Source organism: Actinocrispum sp. NPDC049592, from assembly GCF_040675465.1.
GTDB lineage: Bacteria > Actinomycetota > Actinomycetes > Mycobacteriales > Pseudonocardiaceae > Kibdelosporangium.
Genome location: NZ_JBFAPA010000001.1, coordinates 134,006 through 150,016, shown reverse-complemented (window position 1 = coordinate 150,016; position 16,011 = coordinate 134,006). Strand labels below are relative to the sequence as shown.

The following is a 16,011-nucleotide window of genomic DNA, read 5'->3' as shown; positions in this document are numbered from 1 at the left end:
CCGGACCGCCAGCAGGCCGGTTCCTTTTTCGGCGACCTGGCCGCCCACCGGGCCGCTAGCGCTGGCCGTGGTGGGGCGGCTTGTTCCGTTCGTACCAGTCCTCGGGCTCGGGGTCTGGCTCGCGTTCGTCCTTGGTCGTCTCGGGCAGTACGTCGCCGAAGACCTCGTCCAGGCGGCGGCGCTGCTCGTCGCTCAGTTCCCGTCCCATCCGGACAGCTCCCCGATCACATACGGGACCAGTGAGGACAAGGTGGCCATGCCGTCGCGCACCGCGGCCCGCGAACCGGCGAGGTTGACCACGAGGGTGCTGCCCGACACGCCGACCAGCCCGCGGGAGATGCCCGCGTCCACGGCACCGGCGGCCAGACCGGAGGAGCGCAGCGCTTCGGCGATGCCCGGGATCGGGCGGTCGAGCACACCCTGAGTGGCGTCCGGCGTCACGTCGCGCGGCAGCACCCCGGTGCCGCCGACGGTGACCACCAGGTCCACGCCACCGATCACAGCGGTGTTCAGCGCGTTGCGGATGTCGACCACCTCACCGGCCACCGCGACCGTGCCGTCGACGATGAAACCGGCCTCTTCCAACAGTTCCGTCACCAGCGGTCCCGGCGAGTCCTCGTTCTCACCGTGCGCGATCCGGTCGTCCACGACGACGATGAGAGCCCTGCCAAGACGCTGCGCACTGCGTTCCATGGGCCTAAAGATATCCGTATCGAGATCTGACCGTTCCATGACGTCTCTCCCGCGGGGAGTGTGCCGAGGTGGTAGCGGTCATAGCTTGGGCGCATGCGCGTTCTCCTGACCGGGGCGGCCGGGTTCATCGGCTCGCACATCGCCGACCTTCTCACCGAGCGAGGGCACGAGGTGGTGCCGCTGGACAACCTCCTGCCGCAGGCACACGACGGCATTCCCGAGTGGACTTCAGGTCTTGTACGGGGCGACGTACAGGATTCCGCTCTGCTTCACCGGTTACTGCCTGGAGTCGACGCGGTGTGCCACCAGGCAGCTGTCGTGGGACACGGGTTGGACCCGTCGGACGCGCCGCTATACGTGCTCAACAACGACCATGGCACTGCTGTGCTGCTCGCCGCAATGCACGCGACTGGGGTCAAGCGTCTGGTGCTGGCGTCCTCGATGGTGGTCTACGGCGAGGGCCGTTATGTCTGTGCGTCACATGGGGTGGTCCGGCCTGGTCCGCGTGATGTCGTCCGCCTGGCCGCGGGGCAGTATGAGCCGCCTTGTCCGGTGTGCGGGGCCGCTTTGACGTGGGATCTGGTGCCGGAGGACGCGCCGCTGGACCCGCGGAGCACGTACGCGGCGACCAAGCTGGCGCAGGAGAACCTGGCTTCGGCATGGGCACGTCAGGCCGGTGGTGACGTGTGGGCGTTGCGGTACCACAACGTGTACGGGCCTCGGATGCCTCGCGACACGCCTTACGCCGGGGTCGCTTCGCTGTTCAGGTCGGCTCTTGAGCACGGCGAGGCACCGACGGTGCTCGAGGATGGCTTGCAGTGCCGGGACTTCGTCCACGTCCGTGACGTGGCCATGGCCAATGTCCTGGCGCTGGAGACCCCATCGGGTGGTTTCTCCGCGATCAACGTCTGTTCCGGGGAACCGCACACCGTCGGGGATCTGGCGTCGGCTCTGGCCGTTGCTTGTGGTGGTCCGGCGCCTCGGGTCGTGGGCGGTGCGCGGGCCGGGGATGTGCGGCACGTGGTCGCTTCGCCTCGCCGGGCCGCGGATCTGCTCGGGTTCCGGGCCGGGGTGTCTTTTGCCGACGGGATCAAGGCGTTCGCCTCGGATCCGCTGCGAGCTGCGGCAGCGCGGTAGAACCTTCCACTCGTACCGGTGAGTTGTCCACAGGCGTTGCGATCGGCTTTCCGGACTGCTTGCGGCTGAATAGCGTCGAAGACATGGCAACAAGTCGTCTGCTCCGATCGCTCCGGACCAAGGGCTGGACGAGGGTGTTCGCGCTGCGCCGGATCCTCGCCGCCGGGCTGGTGCTGTTCGCGGCCGTGCTCGCGTTCCGGCCGGTGCGGGTGGCGGAGGTGCCCGTGCTCGTGGCCGCGCGGGACCTGGCCCCGGGCACGCCCCTGTCCACATCGGACATAAAGCTGCTGCGCGCGCCGCCTTCGCTGGTGCCGTCGGGAGCTTTGTCCGATCCCGCCTCGGTCGGCGGTCAGGTTCTCGCGGGCGCGGCGGCCGCCGGGGAGCCGATCACCTCCGTGCGGCTGCTCGGTCCGTCGAACATACGTCTGACCACTGGCCTGCCCGACGCGGCCGCTGTTGCCGTGCGGCTCGTCGACGACAGCATCGCCGACCTGCTGGTGCCGGGGTCCCATGTGGACATCGTGGGTCCTGACCAGGAGGTGCTCGCTTCCGACGCGGTCGTGGTGACCATTCGCTCGGGTGAGCCGAGACGGCTGCTCGTCGTGGGCTTACCCAGGGCGGTCGCGATCAGGGTGGCGGCAGCGTCGCTCTCGCGGGAGGTGACGGTTACCCTCCGGTGAAATTCGTCTCCGCCTAGTGAGGAGTAGCGCTGTGCTGAAGGGTTTCAAGGACTTCATCATGCGCGGGAACGTGCTCGATCTGGCCGTCGCGGTCGTGATGGGCACTGCGTTCACCGCCGTGGTCACGGCCGTGGTCACCAATCTGATCAACCCGTTGATCGCGTCTGTGGGCGGTTCGAACGTCTCCGGTCTGGCCTGGCAGATCGTGGGAGGCAACGAGAAGTCCGTGATGGACATCGGCGCGGTGCTCACCGCGATCATCAACTTCGTCATCATCGCGGCCGTCGTGTACTTCGCGCTCGTGCTGCCGGTGAAGAAGATCCAGGAGCGCCGCAAGCGGGGCGAGGAGCCCGGTCCCGCCGAGCCCACCCAGGTCGAGCTGCTGGCCGAGATCCGCGACCTGCTCCGCGACCAGCAGCAGCGCTCATCCCGATGAGCGATGAGGCCGTGTGCCGAGGTGCTCGCCCGCGATAGCCGGGCGCTGCGCCGAGCAGGTTCACCTTGATCGAGAACTTCGATGCACGACTCGGGAAAGCGGTGGCGACCGGTGGCGGAATCACAGCCTGAAAAACAGGACAAGACCATGCATGCACGGCCGCACGAGGAGACCGCGGCCGGTCGCTACAGTGAGGAGGTGGCCTCCATGGAGGGGTTGGAAGCGCGTGTCGCAGCCCTCGAAGGCCAGATGGCAAGCCGTGTCGGTGCCCTTGAGGAACGGGTGGGCTTGATCAGCAAGGACGCCGCGGCCGCCCGCGTCCTGGCAGGCGGTGCCGACCGCGATGTCGCGGACATCAGCACAAAACTCGACGTCCACAAATCCCTGATCCAAGCCCTGCGCACCACCCAGATCGACCAAGGCAAAACCCTGCAAACCCTGCACCGCACCCAAACCGATCACGGCACCAGGCTGGACGCTATGCAAGAGACGCTGGACGGCATGCAAGGAACATTGACCGAGCACGGCCAACGGCTGACCCGGCTCGAATCCGAGATGAAGGCCGGGTTCGCCAAGGTCGACAGCAGTATGCAGGCCACCTACGCCAAGCTGGCCGCCGGCCAGGCCGTGATCACCGACCTGCTCACCAGGCACCTCGACGACGGTTCCACGAACTGACCTCGTGGGACTGGTGCGAAGTCACAGCTGGCGGTGATCGATGACTGAAGAGGTCTCCGGTATCTGGTTCTGTGCCAAAGCAGGAACTTCATACCGGAGACCTCGCCACTCACCAGGGATCCCCGCGCTCGGTGTCCACGCCAGAGTTCGCCGCCACCTTCCCGGTGAGGATGCGGCATGACCTGACCCACGCGCAGTCGGCTGAGCTGGCCCGTCGCTGCACCGGCGGTCCGCCGAAGTGGGAGAAACCGCAGCTCATCAGCGGGACCCGTTGACGCATCCGAAGGGGGACGCCCGTGGCGTGACATCTCAGCGGGGTATGCGCCGTGGCCGACGGTCCGCGGTTTGTTCCGCCGCTCGCAGCGCGACGGGACATGGGAGCGGTCCTGCCCGCCTTTCAGACCGCCGGTGATGCGCAGGACCGGTCCGGGTTGGCGAGCGTGGACTCGATGACAAACCGAGCCCGCCAGGACGCCGCCGGCGCCGCAAACACCGGGGCATCGGGTCGGCCGTCGCGAGGTGGCCAGCCGAGGCCCGGCCGGTGCTCGCGCTGACCGACAACGCTTACCCAGCCGAACCAACTGAAGATCTGCGCTCTCAGAACGGCGGCTGGCCCGTCGGTCCGGGCTGCTGAGCCGATTGCATCGAGAAGGCTGGGATGCGGGTTGCTGAGCTTTGGCGGCCTGGTGATCCCGACATCCTGATCGTGACCGACGTCGGCTACGACGGACCATGGCTGGCCTTCCAACTGGCCCGACCTGGCGTTCGCGGTGCTGGTCCGGATGCGTTCAGACAGGGTCCTGCGCCGCTCAACTCCCACGCGTGAACCGACATCATGGGTCGGTCACGGCGCCACGGCAGCGAGTTCGCCTTCGGCGACCCGGCCACCTGGGCCCACCCGACAGCACCATCGATACCGACACCCCCCTTTATGGTCCTGCCGCCATCGGGGCCTGGAACCGGCTGCATCCGCGGTTGACCCACCGCACCGCCCGGACCACCCACACCGAGCACCTGCCGATCCAGAGCGGCACGGTGATTCGCTTACAGATCAACCGTTGCCGTCCGGACCATCCCGAACCAGTGTGGCTCTGGCACACCCACATCGATCTGGACACCAGGATGATCGACCTGAAGTTCGGCCCGCAGCCCTACCAGCCGCGCCACGCCGTCGGAGCGGTATCAACTGCCTCAAACTCCACCGTGCAGTCGCCACCCGCTGCGAGAAACCAGAGATCCGATTCGAGGAGATCCTGACCGGCGAACCATCCCCTTAGACACTTCGGTCAACGTGAGGCATGCCACGCCAGCGGCCGGAAGCGCCGAGGCAGCTGCCGGAGTCCAGGAGCGCATCCCATGGCGTCCAGATTCTCGAGCAAAGTGGTGCATCGAGCCGAGTGTCTTGGGATAACCCTGGTGCAGGCCGCGCGATGGCGAAGTCCTTGTCCACCTACACGCACGGGGAGAACAGCCTTCCCCGGTAGCGGCTGCGAACGACGACGAAGCACTCCTTGTACTGCGTCCAGACCGGATCGCGGAGCTCCTCGCGTGAGGATCCGCAGGACTGCCAGTCGGCCCAGATCAACGCGACCGGCCGGGGTCGTCCTCGACGAGTGGCGATTCAGGCTCGACACGATGGGTGATCAGGAAAAGCGAAGACCCGGTGCTGGCACCGGGTCTTGAAGAAACGGGGTGTGGGTCAGGAGGCCTTGGCGGCGGGGGTGCTGCTCGACGAGGTGCTCGTGGTCGAGGTGGAGGACTCCGACTTGGTGCTGGTGGAGGTCTTCTCGCTGGACTTCGACGCGCCTGCGGAGACCGGCGAGGTCTCGGAGCTGCTCGACGAGGAGCGGCTGTCGGTGCGGTAGAAGCCGCTGCCCTTGAAGACCACGCCCACGGATCCGTACAGCTTGCGGAGCTTGCCGGAGCACTCGGGGCAGACCGTCAGCGACGGGTCGGTGAAGGACTGCACCTGCTCGAAGCGGTGGTCGCACACCGTACATGCGTACTGATAGGTCGGCACGGCGTTCTCTCCTTTTGAGACCTCTCCCAAGTAGCTGGCAGTCTAGCACGCAGAGTGCTAAGGGCTGGAGACGTCGATCTTGCCCCGGCCGGGAGTCAGGACCGCGGTCATCCTGATGTCGTGGGCTTCGAACGGCAAGTGCGGCAGGAACTCCTGGTCGCGGACCACCCCGGCGACGACCGCGTCTGGGGCGGCGTGCACCAGTGAACGGTCATAGTGACCAGCGCCACGTCCGAGCCGGATTCCGGTCGAGTCGACGGCCAGCGCGGGCACCAGGACCACCGCCGCCGTGCCGATGACCTGCGGCCCGAGGCGGGGGCCGGTGGGTTCGAGCAACCGATGCGGCCCCGGTCGCAGTGAACCTTCGTAGACCGCCCAGTCCAACGGGGCATATCCGACCACGACCGGAAGGAGCACTTGGACGCCCGCGTCCCGCAGCGAGTCCAGCATCTGTACAGACCCGGGCTCGGTACCGACCGGGACATAACCGCATACCGTCTGACCAGCGTCGACCAGCTCACGGGCGAACCCGGCGAGCGCGGCGGCCTCGGTGGCGCGGACCTCGGGCGGCACGGCCCGGCGGTCGGCGAGCAAACGTGAACGCCATTCGTCCTTGGTGGCGGGAAGCACGGTCACGCCTTGAGGTTAGGCTCACATTCCATGAGCCCGTCGCTCGCATTCAAGACAGCAATCGTGCCCGCCGCTGGCCTGGGCACTCGTTTCCTGCCCACCACCAAGGCGGTGCCCAAGGAACTCCTGCCGGTGGTCGACACACCGGGCATCGAGCTCGTCGCCGCGGAGGCGGCCGACGCGGGCGCGTCCCGGCTGGTGATCGTCACCTCCCCGGGCAAGGACGCCGTGGTCCAGTACTTCCAGCCGCAACCCGAGCTGGAGGAGACCCTGCGCGCCCGCGGCAAGACCGCGCTGCTCGACAAGGTCCGCCGGGCGCCCGCGCTGCTGGCGGTGGAGACCGCCATCCAGGAGCAGGCCCTGGGGCTGGGGCACGCGGTGGCGTGCGCGGAACCCAACCTCGACGGCGGCGACGACGCGGTCGCGGTGCTGCTGCCCGACGACCTCGTGCTGCCGACCGGTGTGCTCAAGAAGATGGCCGACGTGCGCGCCGAGCGCGGCGGCAGCGTGCTGTGCGCGTTCGACATCCCGAAGGACCAGATCTCCGCCTATGGCGTGTTCGACGTCGAGGACACGGCCGACGAGGACGTCAAGGTCGTGCGGGGCATGGTCGAGAAGCCGGCGGCCGAGGACGCGCCGTCGACCTTCGCCGCGGCCGGCCGTTACCTGCTTGACCGGGCGATCTTCGACGCTCTCAAGCGGATCACCCCGGGGGCAGGCGGTGAGCTGCAGCTGACCGACGCGATCGCCCTGCTGATCTCCGAGGGACACCCCGTCCACGTGGTCGTGCACCGGGGCGGACGTCACGACCTGGGCAATCCTGGTGGTTTCCTGCGTGCCGCCGTGGACTTCGCCCTCGATGACCCCGAGTATGGGCCCGGCCTGCGCGCGTGGCTGCGCGCCCGGGTTTCCGACTAGCACGAGGTCAGGTGAATGAGGTCCGTCGACGAACAGCTCGCCAGGGCGCTGGCGGCCGCGGTGCGGCCGGCGCCCGTGCGTGTGGCGATCTCCGAGGCACAGGGTCTGCTCTGCGCCGAGGAGGTCGTGGCCGAACACGCCCTGCCCGGGTTCGATCAGGCGGCGGTGGACGGCTACGCGGTGCGCAGCGTCGACGTGCAGTCGGCCGGCCGAGAGCCGGTGGTGCTCCCGGTGGTCGGCGAGATCCAGGCCGGGTCCCGCCAGCCGCGCCGGCTGCAGCCTGGACAGGCCGTCCGGGTGGACACCGGCGCGCCGCTGCCGACCCTGGCCGACGCGGTCGTCCCGCTCGGGTACACCGACGAGCACCCGGCCCGGGTCACGATCAACCAGCCGGTCCCGTCGGCCGCCTACGTCCGGCGGACCGGCGAGGACGTGCAGACCGGTGACGTCGCGGTCCGGCGCGGCGCCACGATCGGCTCGGCGCAGGTCGGCCTGCTGGCCGCGGTGGGCCGCGCCAAGGTCCTGGTCTACCCGCGTCCCCGCGTGTCGATCATCTCCATCGGCGACGAGCTGGTGGACATCGACCGCGCGCCCAGCCAGGGCCAGGTGTACGACGTGAACTCGTACGCGCTGGCGGCCGCGGCGCGGGACGCGGGCGCGGAGGTCACCAGGGTCGGCATCGTCAGCCCGGACCACCGCAAGGTCCGCGAGGTCGTGGAGAGCAGGCTGCTGCTGTCCGAGATCGTCGTGCTGGCCGGCGGGGTCGGCGGCACGACCGGCGACGAGGTCCGCGCCGCGCTGTCCGAGCTCGGCGAGATCGACATGACCCGCGTGGCCATGCACCCCGGCTCTGTGCAGGGCTTCGGCCGGCTCGGCCCGGACGCGGTGCCCACGTTCGTGCTGCCCGCCAACCCGATGAGCGCGCTGGTCGTGTTCGAGGTCTTCGTGCGCCCGCTGATCCGGGCCGCGCAGGGCAAGCGCAACCCGCGCCGCCGCCTGGTCAGCGCCCACCTGCTCTCGCCGATCACGTCCACCAAGGGCCGCCGCGGCTTCCTGCGCGGGCAGCTGCTGCGCGACGAGAGCAACGGCCAGTACCTGGTCCAGCCCCTCGGCCTGTCCGGCGCGCACCTGCTGGCCGCGCTCGCCGAGGCGAACTGCCTGGTGCTCGTGGACGAGGAGACGACGGACGTCGCGGTCGGCGAAGAGGTCCAGGTCAGCTTCCTCGCCCAGCGGGGGTGAGCGGCGTGATGGATCCGCCGCGCCCCCAGGGCCGGCACCCCGGCTGGCCCGCCACTCTCGGGCCGCTCCAGGTGCCCGCGGGGCTGGTCGCGGTCCGTGGCCCACGCTTGTTCGACGGTGGTGCCTGGAGCCGGATCCGGCTGCGTGACCGGGAGCACCTGGAGCGCTGGGAGCCCACCGCTCCCGGCACATGGGAGGACCGCAACGCCATGCTGGCGTGGCCGGGGCAGTGGTCCTCGCTGCGGGCGCTGGCCCGGCGCGGCATGACCCTGCCGTTCGTGATCACAGTGGACGGTCAGCTGGCCGGGCAGGTCACCGTGGGCAACATCATCCGGGGCTCGCTGTGCTCCGCCTGGGTGGGCTACTGGGTCGCCTCGCACGTGATCGGCGGCGGCGTCGCACCCGCGGCGGTCGCGCAGGTCGTCGACCACTGCTTCATGATGGCCGGCCTGCACCGGATCGAGGCCACCGTCCGCCCGGAGAACAAGGCCAGCCTGCGGGTGCTGGAGAAGCTCGGGTTCCGCGAGGAGGGCCTGTTCCGCCGCTACCTGGACGTCGCCGGGGGCTGGCGTGACCATCTGTGCCTGGCGGTGACGACCGAGGACGTACCAGATGGACTGGTCGGCCGGCTGCTCGCGGACGGGCGCGCCACCATCCCCCGGTAGGGGGAACTTCCTTTCCCTCGTTGGCTCTTTTGCCGCAGCACTACGCCTGAAAGGCCCTTGCGCCGCAAGATCGCTACCGGCGCGCCTCCGACACTGCTGTGACTGTTGTGACTACCGTGACTAATTGCAACGGATCGGGGGAGGTGACGAGGCATGCCGAGCTCACTCATCGTGGTGGCGCTCGTCGTGGCGTGGCTGGTCGTCCTCGTCCCGATGATCGTGCGCAAGCGCCAGGAGATCGCCAGGACCGCGGACTCCGCACTGGCCGCCCGGGTCGTGCGGAAGGGCGCGGCCGAGGAGGCCGACATGCGCGAGACGGACGTCGCCGACCCTACGGAAGAAGCCGGACCGGCGCCCGACGGTATTGATTCGACTACGGAACAGCACGACCCCCTCGACATCGACGCCGAAGCGGACGATCGTGACCCCGTGGACACGGACACCGTCTCCGCCGCCACCCATAACCCTGCGCCCCAGCAGCAGCACCGGCGCTACCGCCCAGGACGCGGCGGCTTCGACCCCGAAGCCGCGGCGCTGACGGCGCGCGCCCGCTACGCCGCCCGCCAGCGGGTGGTCGTGGTCCTGCTGCTGCTCGCGGTCGGCAGCGCGGTCGCGGCAGGCGTCCTCTACCCCATGGCCTGGATCGGCCACGGGGTGATCGACCTCGGCCTGGTGAGCTACCTCGCCTACCTGCGCCGCCAGGTCCGCATCGAAGAGGAGATCCGCCAGCGCCGGCTCGCCCGGATGGCACAGACCCGCCGCGCCATCCGCCCCAGCGACCAGGAACTCGAATACCGCGAACGCGAGCGTGAACGAGCCCGCCTCGACCACGACCGCGACTACGACGGTGACTACGACCACCACGACGAGCGCCACCACCCCGACGCCCCCATCGGCCACACCCCGCCCCGGGTCACCCACCCCCACGCGGTCGTGGTCGACATCGACGACGAGGACCCGGCGTTCGACGAGCTCGACGACCCCCACAGCCTGCGATATCGCCGAGCGGTAGGGGAGTGAAAACCGCCTGGAAGGCCACTGCTATGCTTTCCAGGCACCAAGGGGCTGTAGCGCAGTTGGTAGCGCGTCTCGTTCGCATCGAGAAGGTCAGGGGTTCGATTCCCCTCAGCTCCACACCTGGTCAGGGCCGTCCAAAGAGGAATGGACGGCCCTGATCCATGTTGTACAGCAGCGAGGTACAGCAGTAGCTGCCGCTCTCGTCCAGGCTTCCCATGCCGTTTCAGTGCGTCCCTGGTCTTCTTTGGAAGAGGCTCGGGCGGAGATCTCCCGTAGTGGTGAGGACTGTGCGGGAACGACGTGGGAGGACAGTGTCCTACGGTCAGGTCACTGCGCGAGTCCGTACCGGGCCGGAACCGGTGTCCGGGCCTGGACGTTGCACCAAGCATGGTGATGTTCTGGGTATGTTCTCTTCCCGCTATCGCCTTGGGGATCAGTTTCTTGGCGCTCTGTGAACGAGCGTGGCGGCGGGCGCGGCGCGTGCGGGACACTGGAACTGGAACGTCGCTGTCGGCAGCCTCTTTCGACGAGTTCATCGCTTTCTTCTATGGAGCCAAACGGGTCGAGTTGGACCAGCGTGCCACGCAGTCGCTTCTGCGCGACGAGGAAACCAACGGTGCGCCACCCAACGGCGTCGACCTGGACGCAGGGGTGGTGGTGCTTGGGTCCGACAGCATCAAGATGGTGCCGCAGTGTGACCGCTGATGGCGGTAGCTAGCTCGAGACTGTTCCTCATCGCGATGCTGTTGATGTGACGTGCTGCGCAGGACGAAGGTCGGGAGACGGCTGTGGTCGTCCTGCATCCTGGACCGACTGGCGGAAACGAGTTCCGTGTCGTGATCGAACAGCTCGGACACGAGCCGTTCTCACGACGGGATCGGCTGTCGTTGCTTCACAACTTCCGCCGGGCCGGCCGTCTGGGGGTCGGGCCCCCAGACCTCCACGCGCGGCTGCGCCGCCTCACCCCCGTTGGGTGTGGTGTCAGGGGGGTGGCGGGGTGGTGTCAGGGGGTGGGGTCAGGGTTGCGGCATGAGTGAATCTGGGATTGAGGTTTTGGGGCTCTGTAAGGGGTTTGGGGACCGGGTTGTGCTTGATGGCATTGACTTCTCGGTTCCGGCGGGGAGTGTTTTCTCGCTGTTGGGGCCCAATGGGGCTGGGAAGACGACGACGGTGAACGTCCTGACCACGTTGATGAAGCCCGATGCCGGCGTGGTGCGGGTGGCTGGGTACGACGTCGGTACGCAGACGAAGGCTGTGCGGGGGGCTATTGGGGTTACTGGGCAGTTCGCGTCGGTTGATGACCTGCTCACCGGGGCCGAGAACCTTCGGTTGATGGCCGATCTGTTGCACCTTGGCGGGCGGGAGGGGCAGCGGGTCATCGAGGGGTTGTTGGCGCGGTTTGATCTTGGGGAGGCGGCTGGGAAGATGGCCGCCACCTACTCCGGGGGCATGCGGCGCAAGCTTGATCTGGCCATGACGCTGGTGGGGCGGCCGCGGATCATCTTCCTGGACGAGCCCACTACTGGGTTGGATCCGCGGAGCCGGCGGACCATGTGGACGATCGTCCGGGAGCTTGTCGCCGAGGGGATGACCATCTTCCTCACCACGCAGTACCTGGAGGAGGCCGATCAGCTCGCCGACCGGATCGCCGTGCTGGATCAGGGCAAGCTCGTTGCTCAGGGCACCCCGGATGAGCTCAAGCGGCAGATTCCCGGCAGTCACGTCCGGCTCCGGTTCGCCGATGCCGCGCGGCTGGACTCCGCGGCGCGGGTGTTGACCGGGTCCACAGCGGACCCTGAGGGGCTTGTGTTGCGGGTGCCCAGTGATGGCGGCGTCAAGTCGGTTCGGTTCGTGCTGGACCGGCTCGATGAGTACGCCATCGAGGTCGAGGAGTTCTCCGTGCACACGCCGGACCTCGACGACGTTTTCCTTGCCCTTACCGGACACTCGAGCACGGAGGCCGTGGCCCGATGAGCACTCTCACCGCACCCCTGACCGACGCCGCGATCATGTTGCGCCGCAACGTCAAACACACCATGCGCAACCCGGTCATCTGGTTCAACGCGATCCTGATGCCGATCGTGATGATGTTCATGTTCGTCTATGTGCTCGGCGACGGGTTCAGCGTCGGTGGCGGCGCCTACGTCGACTATGCCACGCCGGGCATGGTCATGCTGGCGATCTGCTACGGGATGGGCGCCACCGCTACGGCCGTCAACTCCGACATGACCAAGGGCATCATCAACCGGTTCCGCGTCATGGACGTCTCGCGCGGGGCCGTGCTGACCGGACATGTTGTGTCCACTTTGGTCCGTACCGTGGTCAGCATGGTGGCTATCGTGGGTGTTGCGTTCCTGATGGGGTTCAGTCCGGCCGCGACCTTCCCCCAATGGCTTGCTGTGGCTGGGATCCTGGTGCTGGCGGTGTTCGCGGTCACCTGGCTGACCATCGCGTTCGGCCTGGCCGCCAAGACGCCGGAGTCGGCGGGGTTCGCCGCCGTGCCGCTGATCATGCTGCCGTTCTTCTCCAGCGCGATCGTGCCCGCGGACAAGATGGGCCCTGGTATCCGGCAGTTCGCCGAGTACCAGCCGTTCACGCCGATCATCGAGAGCGTGCGGGGCCTGTTCACCGGTATACCCTCGACCGGCCACATCATCGCCGCACTCGCTTGGAGCGTGGGGATCGCGGTCGTCGGCTATGTGTGGGCCCGGGCCAAGTTCACCAAGCGAGTGTGACCGCGGCCAGCTCGTTCCAGTCCGCCCGCAACCCCTCCTGGGTCGCCTCGGCGAACCTCGTGTCGCCGAGGCGGCTCCGCGCGGCCTGCTCGATCCGGTCCACATCCGGCTGGGACCGATCCCGCAGGCCGCGCACGCTTTCGGCGGCCGCCAGCAGCCGCGCCGCCTGCTCGAACTCCTCCTGGCGCAACGCCAGATCCGCCACCCCGACGAGGATTCGCGCGATCTGCGGTGCGTTGCCCGCCTCGGTCGCCGCCTTGACCGCCGCGGCACGGTGTTCGCGGGCCGTGCCCAGATCTTCGGCGAGATAGCCGAGCAGGTCCTGGGTTGTCGCACGCGGGTTCGGCCGCTCGGCCGCCTTGCCCAGCATCGCTGTCGCGTCACGGAGATGACGGCGAGCCTGCTCGGCGTCACCGCTCCGGCGCGCGAGTTCGGCCTTCGACAAAGCCAGCTCGGCCAACGCGTCCGGCCACGCGACCTGTTCCGCGTACCGCTGTGCCTCCGCCATCGCCGTGGCGCTTGCCTCCGCATCGCCCGCCAGGCAGTACAACTGGGCCTGCAGCGACCGCATCGTCACGATGTCCTCGGCCGCGCCGACCTCGGTGACGATCGCGATCGCGTCCTCGTAGTGCCGGGCCGCGGCGGTGAACTCGCCACGCACGGCGATCCGGTCCGCCAGCTCGGTCAGGGCGAACGAGACGCCCCAGCGTTCACCGCTCGCCCGGAACTCGGTGAGCGCCGCCTCGAGATGCGCGTCCGCGTCCAGCCCGCCGTCGCCGAGCATGATCCGCGTCTTGCCGTGTTGCAGCCGGCTCAGGGCCCGTAGCCACGGGTTCTCGTCGGTGAACAACGGTTCCCACGCGGTCAGGGCGGCGTCCGGCGACTGCAGCATCCGTTCCAGCGGGGCGATGGCCTTCGGTGCAGGGTGGCTGGTTCTGGCCCGCTCGTCGATCTCGTACGCCCGGTGGATCCACTCCGCCGCCTCGAACTGGTCGCTGCGCCCGGAGACCATGAGCATCACGACATACGCGTACACCACGACCCGGATCTCGTCGGGCACCTCACCGGGCACGGCGGTGGCCGCCATGATCAGCTCGTGGCCCTCGGCCTTGTGCCCGCCCAGCCACCAGTACCAGCCGGCGGCCGCGGCGAGCCGCATCGCGCCTTCCGCCTCGCCCGCCGCGAGCGCGCCACGCATCGCCGCGCTGATGTTGTCGTGCTCGGCCGTGAGCACCGCAAGCCATTCCAGCTGCTCGCGACCGCGCAGATACGGGTCCGCGATCTCAGCGAACTCGGTGAAGTAGGCCAGATGCGCGCGGCGCGCCAGTTCGGCTTCGCCGGCCTCGGCGAGCCGTTCGGTGGCGTACTCCTTGATGGTGCCGAGCAACCGGTAGCGCGGCGCCTCGCCGCTCCCGGCGACCACCAGCGACTTCTCGACCAGCGCGGTCAACAGTTCCAGCACATCGTCCGGATCGTCCGCACAGACCCGCTCGGCCGCTTCCAGGCTGGCCCCACCGGAGAACACCGAAAGCCTGCGCAACACCATCCGCTCGGCGTCGCTGAGCAACTCCCAGCTCCAATCGACCACCGCGCGCAGCGTCCGGTGCCGCGGCAGCGCGGTCCGGCTGCCGCCGGTCAGCAGGCGCAGCAGGTGGTCGAGCCGGTTGGCGAGCTGATCGAGGGTCATCGTTCGCAACCTGGCCGCCGCGAGTTCGATCGCCAACGGCATCCCGTCCAGCGCCCGGCAGATCCGGGCCATTGTGGACAGTGTCGAAGCATCGGCCGCGAGGTCTGTACGCACCGCGCCAGCACGGTCCCGCAGCAACCGGACGGCTGGAGCGGACTCGATCTCACCAGGGTCGGCGTCCTCCGCAGGCAGGACCAGCGGCGCGACCGGCCACAGTGCTTCCCCAGTGATACCAAGGGGTTCACGGCTCGTCGTGAGGATCCGCAGCCGGCGGCACTCGCCGAGCACACGGTGGGCGAACGCCGCCGCCGACTCGATCACGTGCTCGCAGTTGTCCAGGACCAGCACCATCTCGCGGTCGCGGATGGCGGCGATGACCCGGTCGGTCGGTTCGGTGTCCTGGGCCTCGCCGAGCAGCGAGTCCCGGTGACCAAGGGCAGCGAGGGTCGCTTGCGCGATGTTTTTCCCGTCCCCCTGCCCTGCAGGCCCACCCACCGTGCTTTCCGGACCGATGGGCGCCAGTTCCACCAGCCAGGCCCCGTCCGGCAGGCCGCCGAGCAGCGTGCGCACGGTTTCCTTGGCCAGCCTGGTCTTTCCCGAACCGCCCGGCCCGATCAGCGTGGTCAGCCGGTGTTCGGCGATCAGGCCACGGACCGCGGCGAGGTCCTCGTCCTTGCCGACGTAACTGGTCAGCTCGGCCTGCAGGTTGGTCTTGCGGGTCTCCTCCCGCCGCCCCAGTTCGCCACGCAGCAGAGCCACGTGCAGTTCGGACAGCTCCGGCGAGGGATCCACACCCAACGTGTCGGCCAACGTCTCCCGCGTGCGCTGGTACACAAGCAGCGCATCGGTGTCGCGGCCGGTCGCGACGAGGGCCCGCATCAACGCGGCGACAAGCCGTTCCCGCACCGGATGCGCGGCCACCACGTCGGTCAGCTCGGTGACCAGCCCCGCGCCGCGGCCGAGGTCGATCTCCGCGTCGAACCGGTCCTCCATGGCCGTCAGCCGCAGCCCTTCGAGCCGGGTGACCGCCGCGTCGAACGCCTCGCTGTCCTGCAGCCCGACGTCCTGCATGGCCGCACCGCGCCACAACGCCAGCGCCTCACGCAGCCGCCGCGGGTCGTTCTCGTCACGGGCCTGGCCGACGAGGCGTTCGAACCGGACCGCGTCGACGGCATCGGGGTCCACCTTCAGCCGGTAGCCGTTGGCGGTCCCCTCGATGGACCCGTCCGGCAGCACCTTCCGCAGCCGGGAGACCAAGCGCTGCAACGCGTTCGACGCGTCGGCCGGTGGCCGCTCACCCCAGATCCAGTCGACCAGCGTCGCCTTCGGCACCACCCGGCCCGGGTCGAGCGCGAGGGCGATCAGCAGGCCGCGCAGCCGGGCGCCCGGCACGTCGGTCAGGACGCCGTCATCCGCGCGAACCTCGAATGACCCAAGCATCCCCACCTGCACCCGGCCGATTTTGCCACGAACGGG

General features: G+C 68.8%; 17 protein-coding genes and 1 tRNA gene. 13 read left to right on the top strand and 5 right to left on the bottom strand.

The window, feature by feature from the left end; genetic code table 11:
• Nucleotides 1–55: 55 nt before the first annotated feature.
• Nucleotides 56–208, bottom strand: coding sequence for a hypothetical protein (locus AB0J95_RS00700; protein WP_364750364.1), 153 nt, complete (start codon nt 206–208; stop codon nt 56–58).
• Nucleotides 193–693, bottom strand: a complete 501-nt coding sequence (locus AB0J95_RS00695; RefSeq protein ID WP_364750362.1) for a MogA/MoaB family molybdenum cofactor biosynthesis protein — start codon at nt 691–693, stop codon at nt 193–195. Before AB0J95_RS00695 ends, AB0J95_RS00700 begins: the two co-directional genes overlap by 16 nt.
• A gap of 93 nt (nt 694–786) precedes the next feature.
• Here AB0J95_RS00695 and AB0J95_RS00690 point away from each other — a divergent pair, with 93 nt between their 5' ends.
• From AB0J95_RS00690 to AB0J95_RS00670, 5 genes are all read left to right on the top strand, one after another.
• Complete coding sequence (locus AB0J95_RS00690; protein WP_364750359.1) at nt 787–1,830, top strand: NAD-dependent epimerase/dehydratase family protein; 1,044 nt, start codon at nt 787–789, stop codon at nt 1,828–1,830.
• Between the two features lie 83 nt (nt 1,831–1,913).
• Nucleotides 1,914–2,510, top strand: coding sequence for an SAF domain-containing protein (locus AB0J95_RS00685; RefSeq protein WP_364750356.1), 597 nt, complete (start codon nt 1,914–1,916; stop codon nt 2,508–2,510).
• 31 nt (nt 2,511–2,541) lie between these two features.
• Nucleotides 2,542–2,946 carry a large-conductance mechanosensitive channel protein MscL gene (gene mscL / locus AB0J95_RS00680; protein ID WP_364750354.1) on the top strand — a complete coding sequence of 135 codons (405 nt, stop codon included), beginning with the start codon at nt 2,542–2,544 and terminating at the stop codon, nt 2,944–2,946.
• A 249-nt stretch (nt 2,947–3,195) separates the two neighbouring features.
• Nucleotides 3,196–3,624: a hypothetical protein gene (locus tag AB0J95_RS00675; protein WP_364750352.1), complete on the top strand. Its 429-nt coding sequence runs from the start codon at nt 3,196–3,198 to the stop codon at nt 3,622–3,624.
• Nucleotides 3,625–3,755: 131 nt separating this feature from the next.
• Nucleotides 3,756–3,899, top strand: a complete 144-nt coding sequence (locus AB0J95_RS00670) for a hypothetical protein (protein ID WP_364750349.1) — start codon at nt 3,756–3,758, stop codon at nt 3,897–3,899.
• A gap of 1,424 nt (nt 3,900–5,323) precedes the next feature.
• Here the strand turns inward: AB0J95_RS00670 and AB0J95_RS00665 are convergent.
• Nucleotides 5,324–5,644, bottom strand: coding sequence for an FmdB family zinc ribbon protein (locus AB0J95_RS00665; RefSeq protein ID WP_364750347.1), 321 nt, complete (start codon nt 5,642–5,644; stop codon nt 5,324–5,326).
• A gap of 57 nt (nt 5,645–5,701) precedes the next feature.
• Nucleotides 5,702–6,280, bottom strand: coding sequence for a 5-formyltetrahydrofolate cyclo-ligase (locus AB0J95_RS00660; RefSeq protein WP_364750345.1), 579 nt, complete (start codon nt 6,278–6,280; stop codon nt 5,702–5,704).
• Between the two features lie 24 nt (nt 6,281–6,304).
• Between AB0J95_RS00660 and AB0J95_RS00655 the strand changes: the two genes are divergently transcribed.
• The 8 genes from AB0J95_RS00655 to AB0J95_RS00620 all read left to right on the top strand — a co-directional run bounded on the left by AB0J95_RS00655 (nt 6,305) and on the right by AB0J95_RS00620 (nt 12,848).
• The gene (locus tag AB0J95_RS00655; protein ID WP_364750343.1) at nt 6,305–7,192 is read left to right on the top strand and encodes a UTP--glucose-1-phosphate uridylyltransferase; all 888 of its coding nucleotides are present in this window, start codon (nt 6,305–6,307) and stop codon (nt 7,190–7,192) included.
• Between the two features lie 15 nt (nt 7,193–7,207).
• A complete protein-coding gene (glp, locus tag AB0J95_RS00650; protein ID WP_364750340.1) occupies nt 7,208–8,431 on the top strand; it encodes a gephyrin-like molybdotransferase Glp in 1,224 nt (407 codons plus the stop codon).
• 8 nt (nt 8,432–8,439) lie between these two features.
• Entirely contained in the window at nt 8,440–9,096 is a 657-nt protein-coding gene (locus AB0J95_RS00645) for a GNAT family protein (RefSeq protein ID WP_364753373.1), read from the top strand.
• Between the two features lie 153 nt (nt 9,097–9,249).
• Nucleotides 9,250–10,116 carry a gephyrin-like molybdotransferase receptor GlpR gene (gene glpR / locus AB0J95_RS00640; RefSeq protein WP_364750337.1) on the top strand — a complete coding sequence of 289 codons (867 nt, stop codon included), beginning with the start codon at nt 9,250–9,252 and terminating at the stop codon, nt 10,114–10,116.
• 41 nt (nt 10,117–10,157) lie between these two features.
• Nucleotides 10,158–10,230, top strand: a tRNA-Ala gene (locus AB0J95_RS00635).
• Between the two features lie 270 nt (nt 10,231–10,500).
• Nucleotides 10,501–10,818, top strand: coding sequence for a DUF6191 domain-containing protein (locus tag AB0J95_RS00630; RefSeq protein WP_364750334.1), 318 nt, complete (start codon nt 10,501–10,503; stop codon nt 10,816–10,818).
• A gap of 324 nt (nt 10,819–11,142) precedes the next feature.
• Nucleotides 11,143–12,087: an ATP-binding cassette domain-containing protein gene (locus AB0J95_RS00625; protein ID WP_364750331.1), complete on the top strand. Its 945-nt coding sequence runs from the start codon at nt 11,143–11,145 to the stop codon at nt 12,085–12,087.
• On the top strand, nt 12,084–12,848 hold the full coding sequence (locus AB0J95_RS00620; RefSeq protein ID WP_364750328.1) for an ABC transporter permease: 765 nt from the start codon (nt 12,084–12,086) through the stop codon (nt 12,846–12,848). The genes AB0J95_RS00625 and AB0J95_RS00620 overlap by 4 nt, the downstream gene beginning before the upstream one ends.
• On the opposite strand, the gene AB0J95_RS00615 is transcribed toward AB0J95_RS00620, so the two are convergent.
• Nucleotides 12,832–15,987, bottom strand: coding sequence for a BTAD domain-containing putative transcriptional regulator (locus AB0J95_RS00615; protein WP_364750325.1), 3,156 nt, complete (start codon nt 15,985–15,987; stop codon nt 12,832–12,834). The genes AB0J95_RS00620 and AB0J95_RS00615 overlap by 17 nt on opposite strands.
• Between the last annotated feature and the right edge of the window lie 24 nt (nt 15,988–16,011).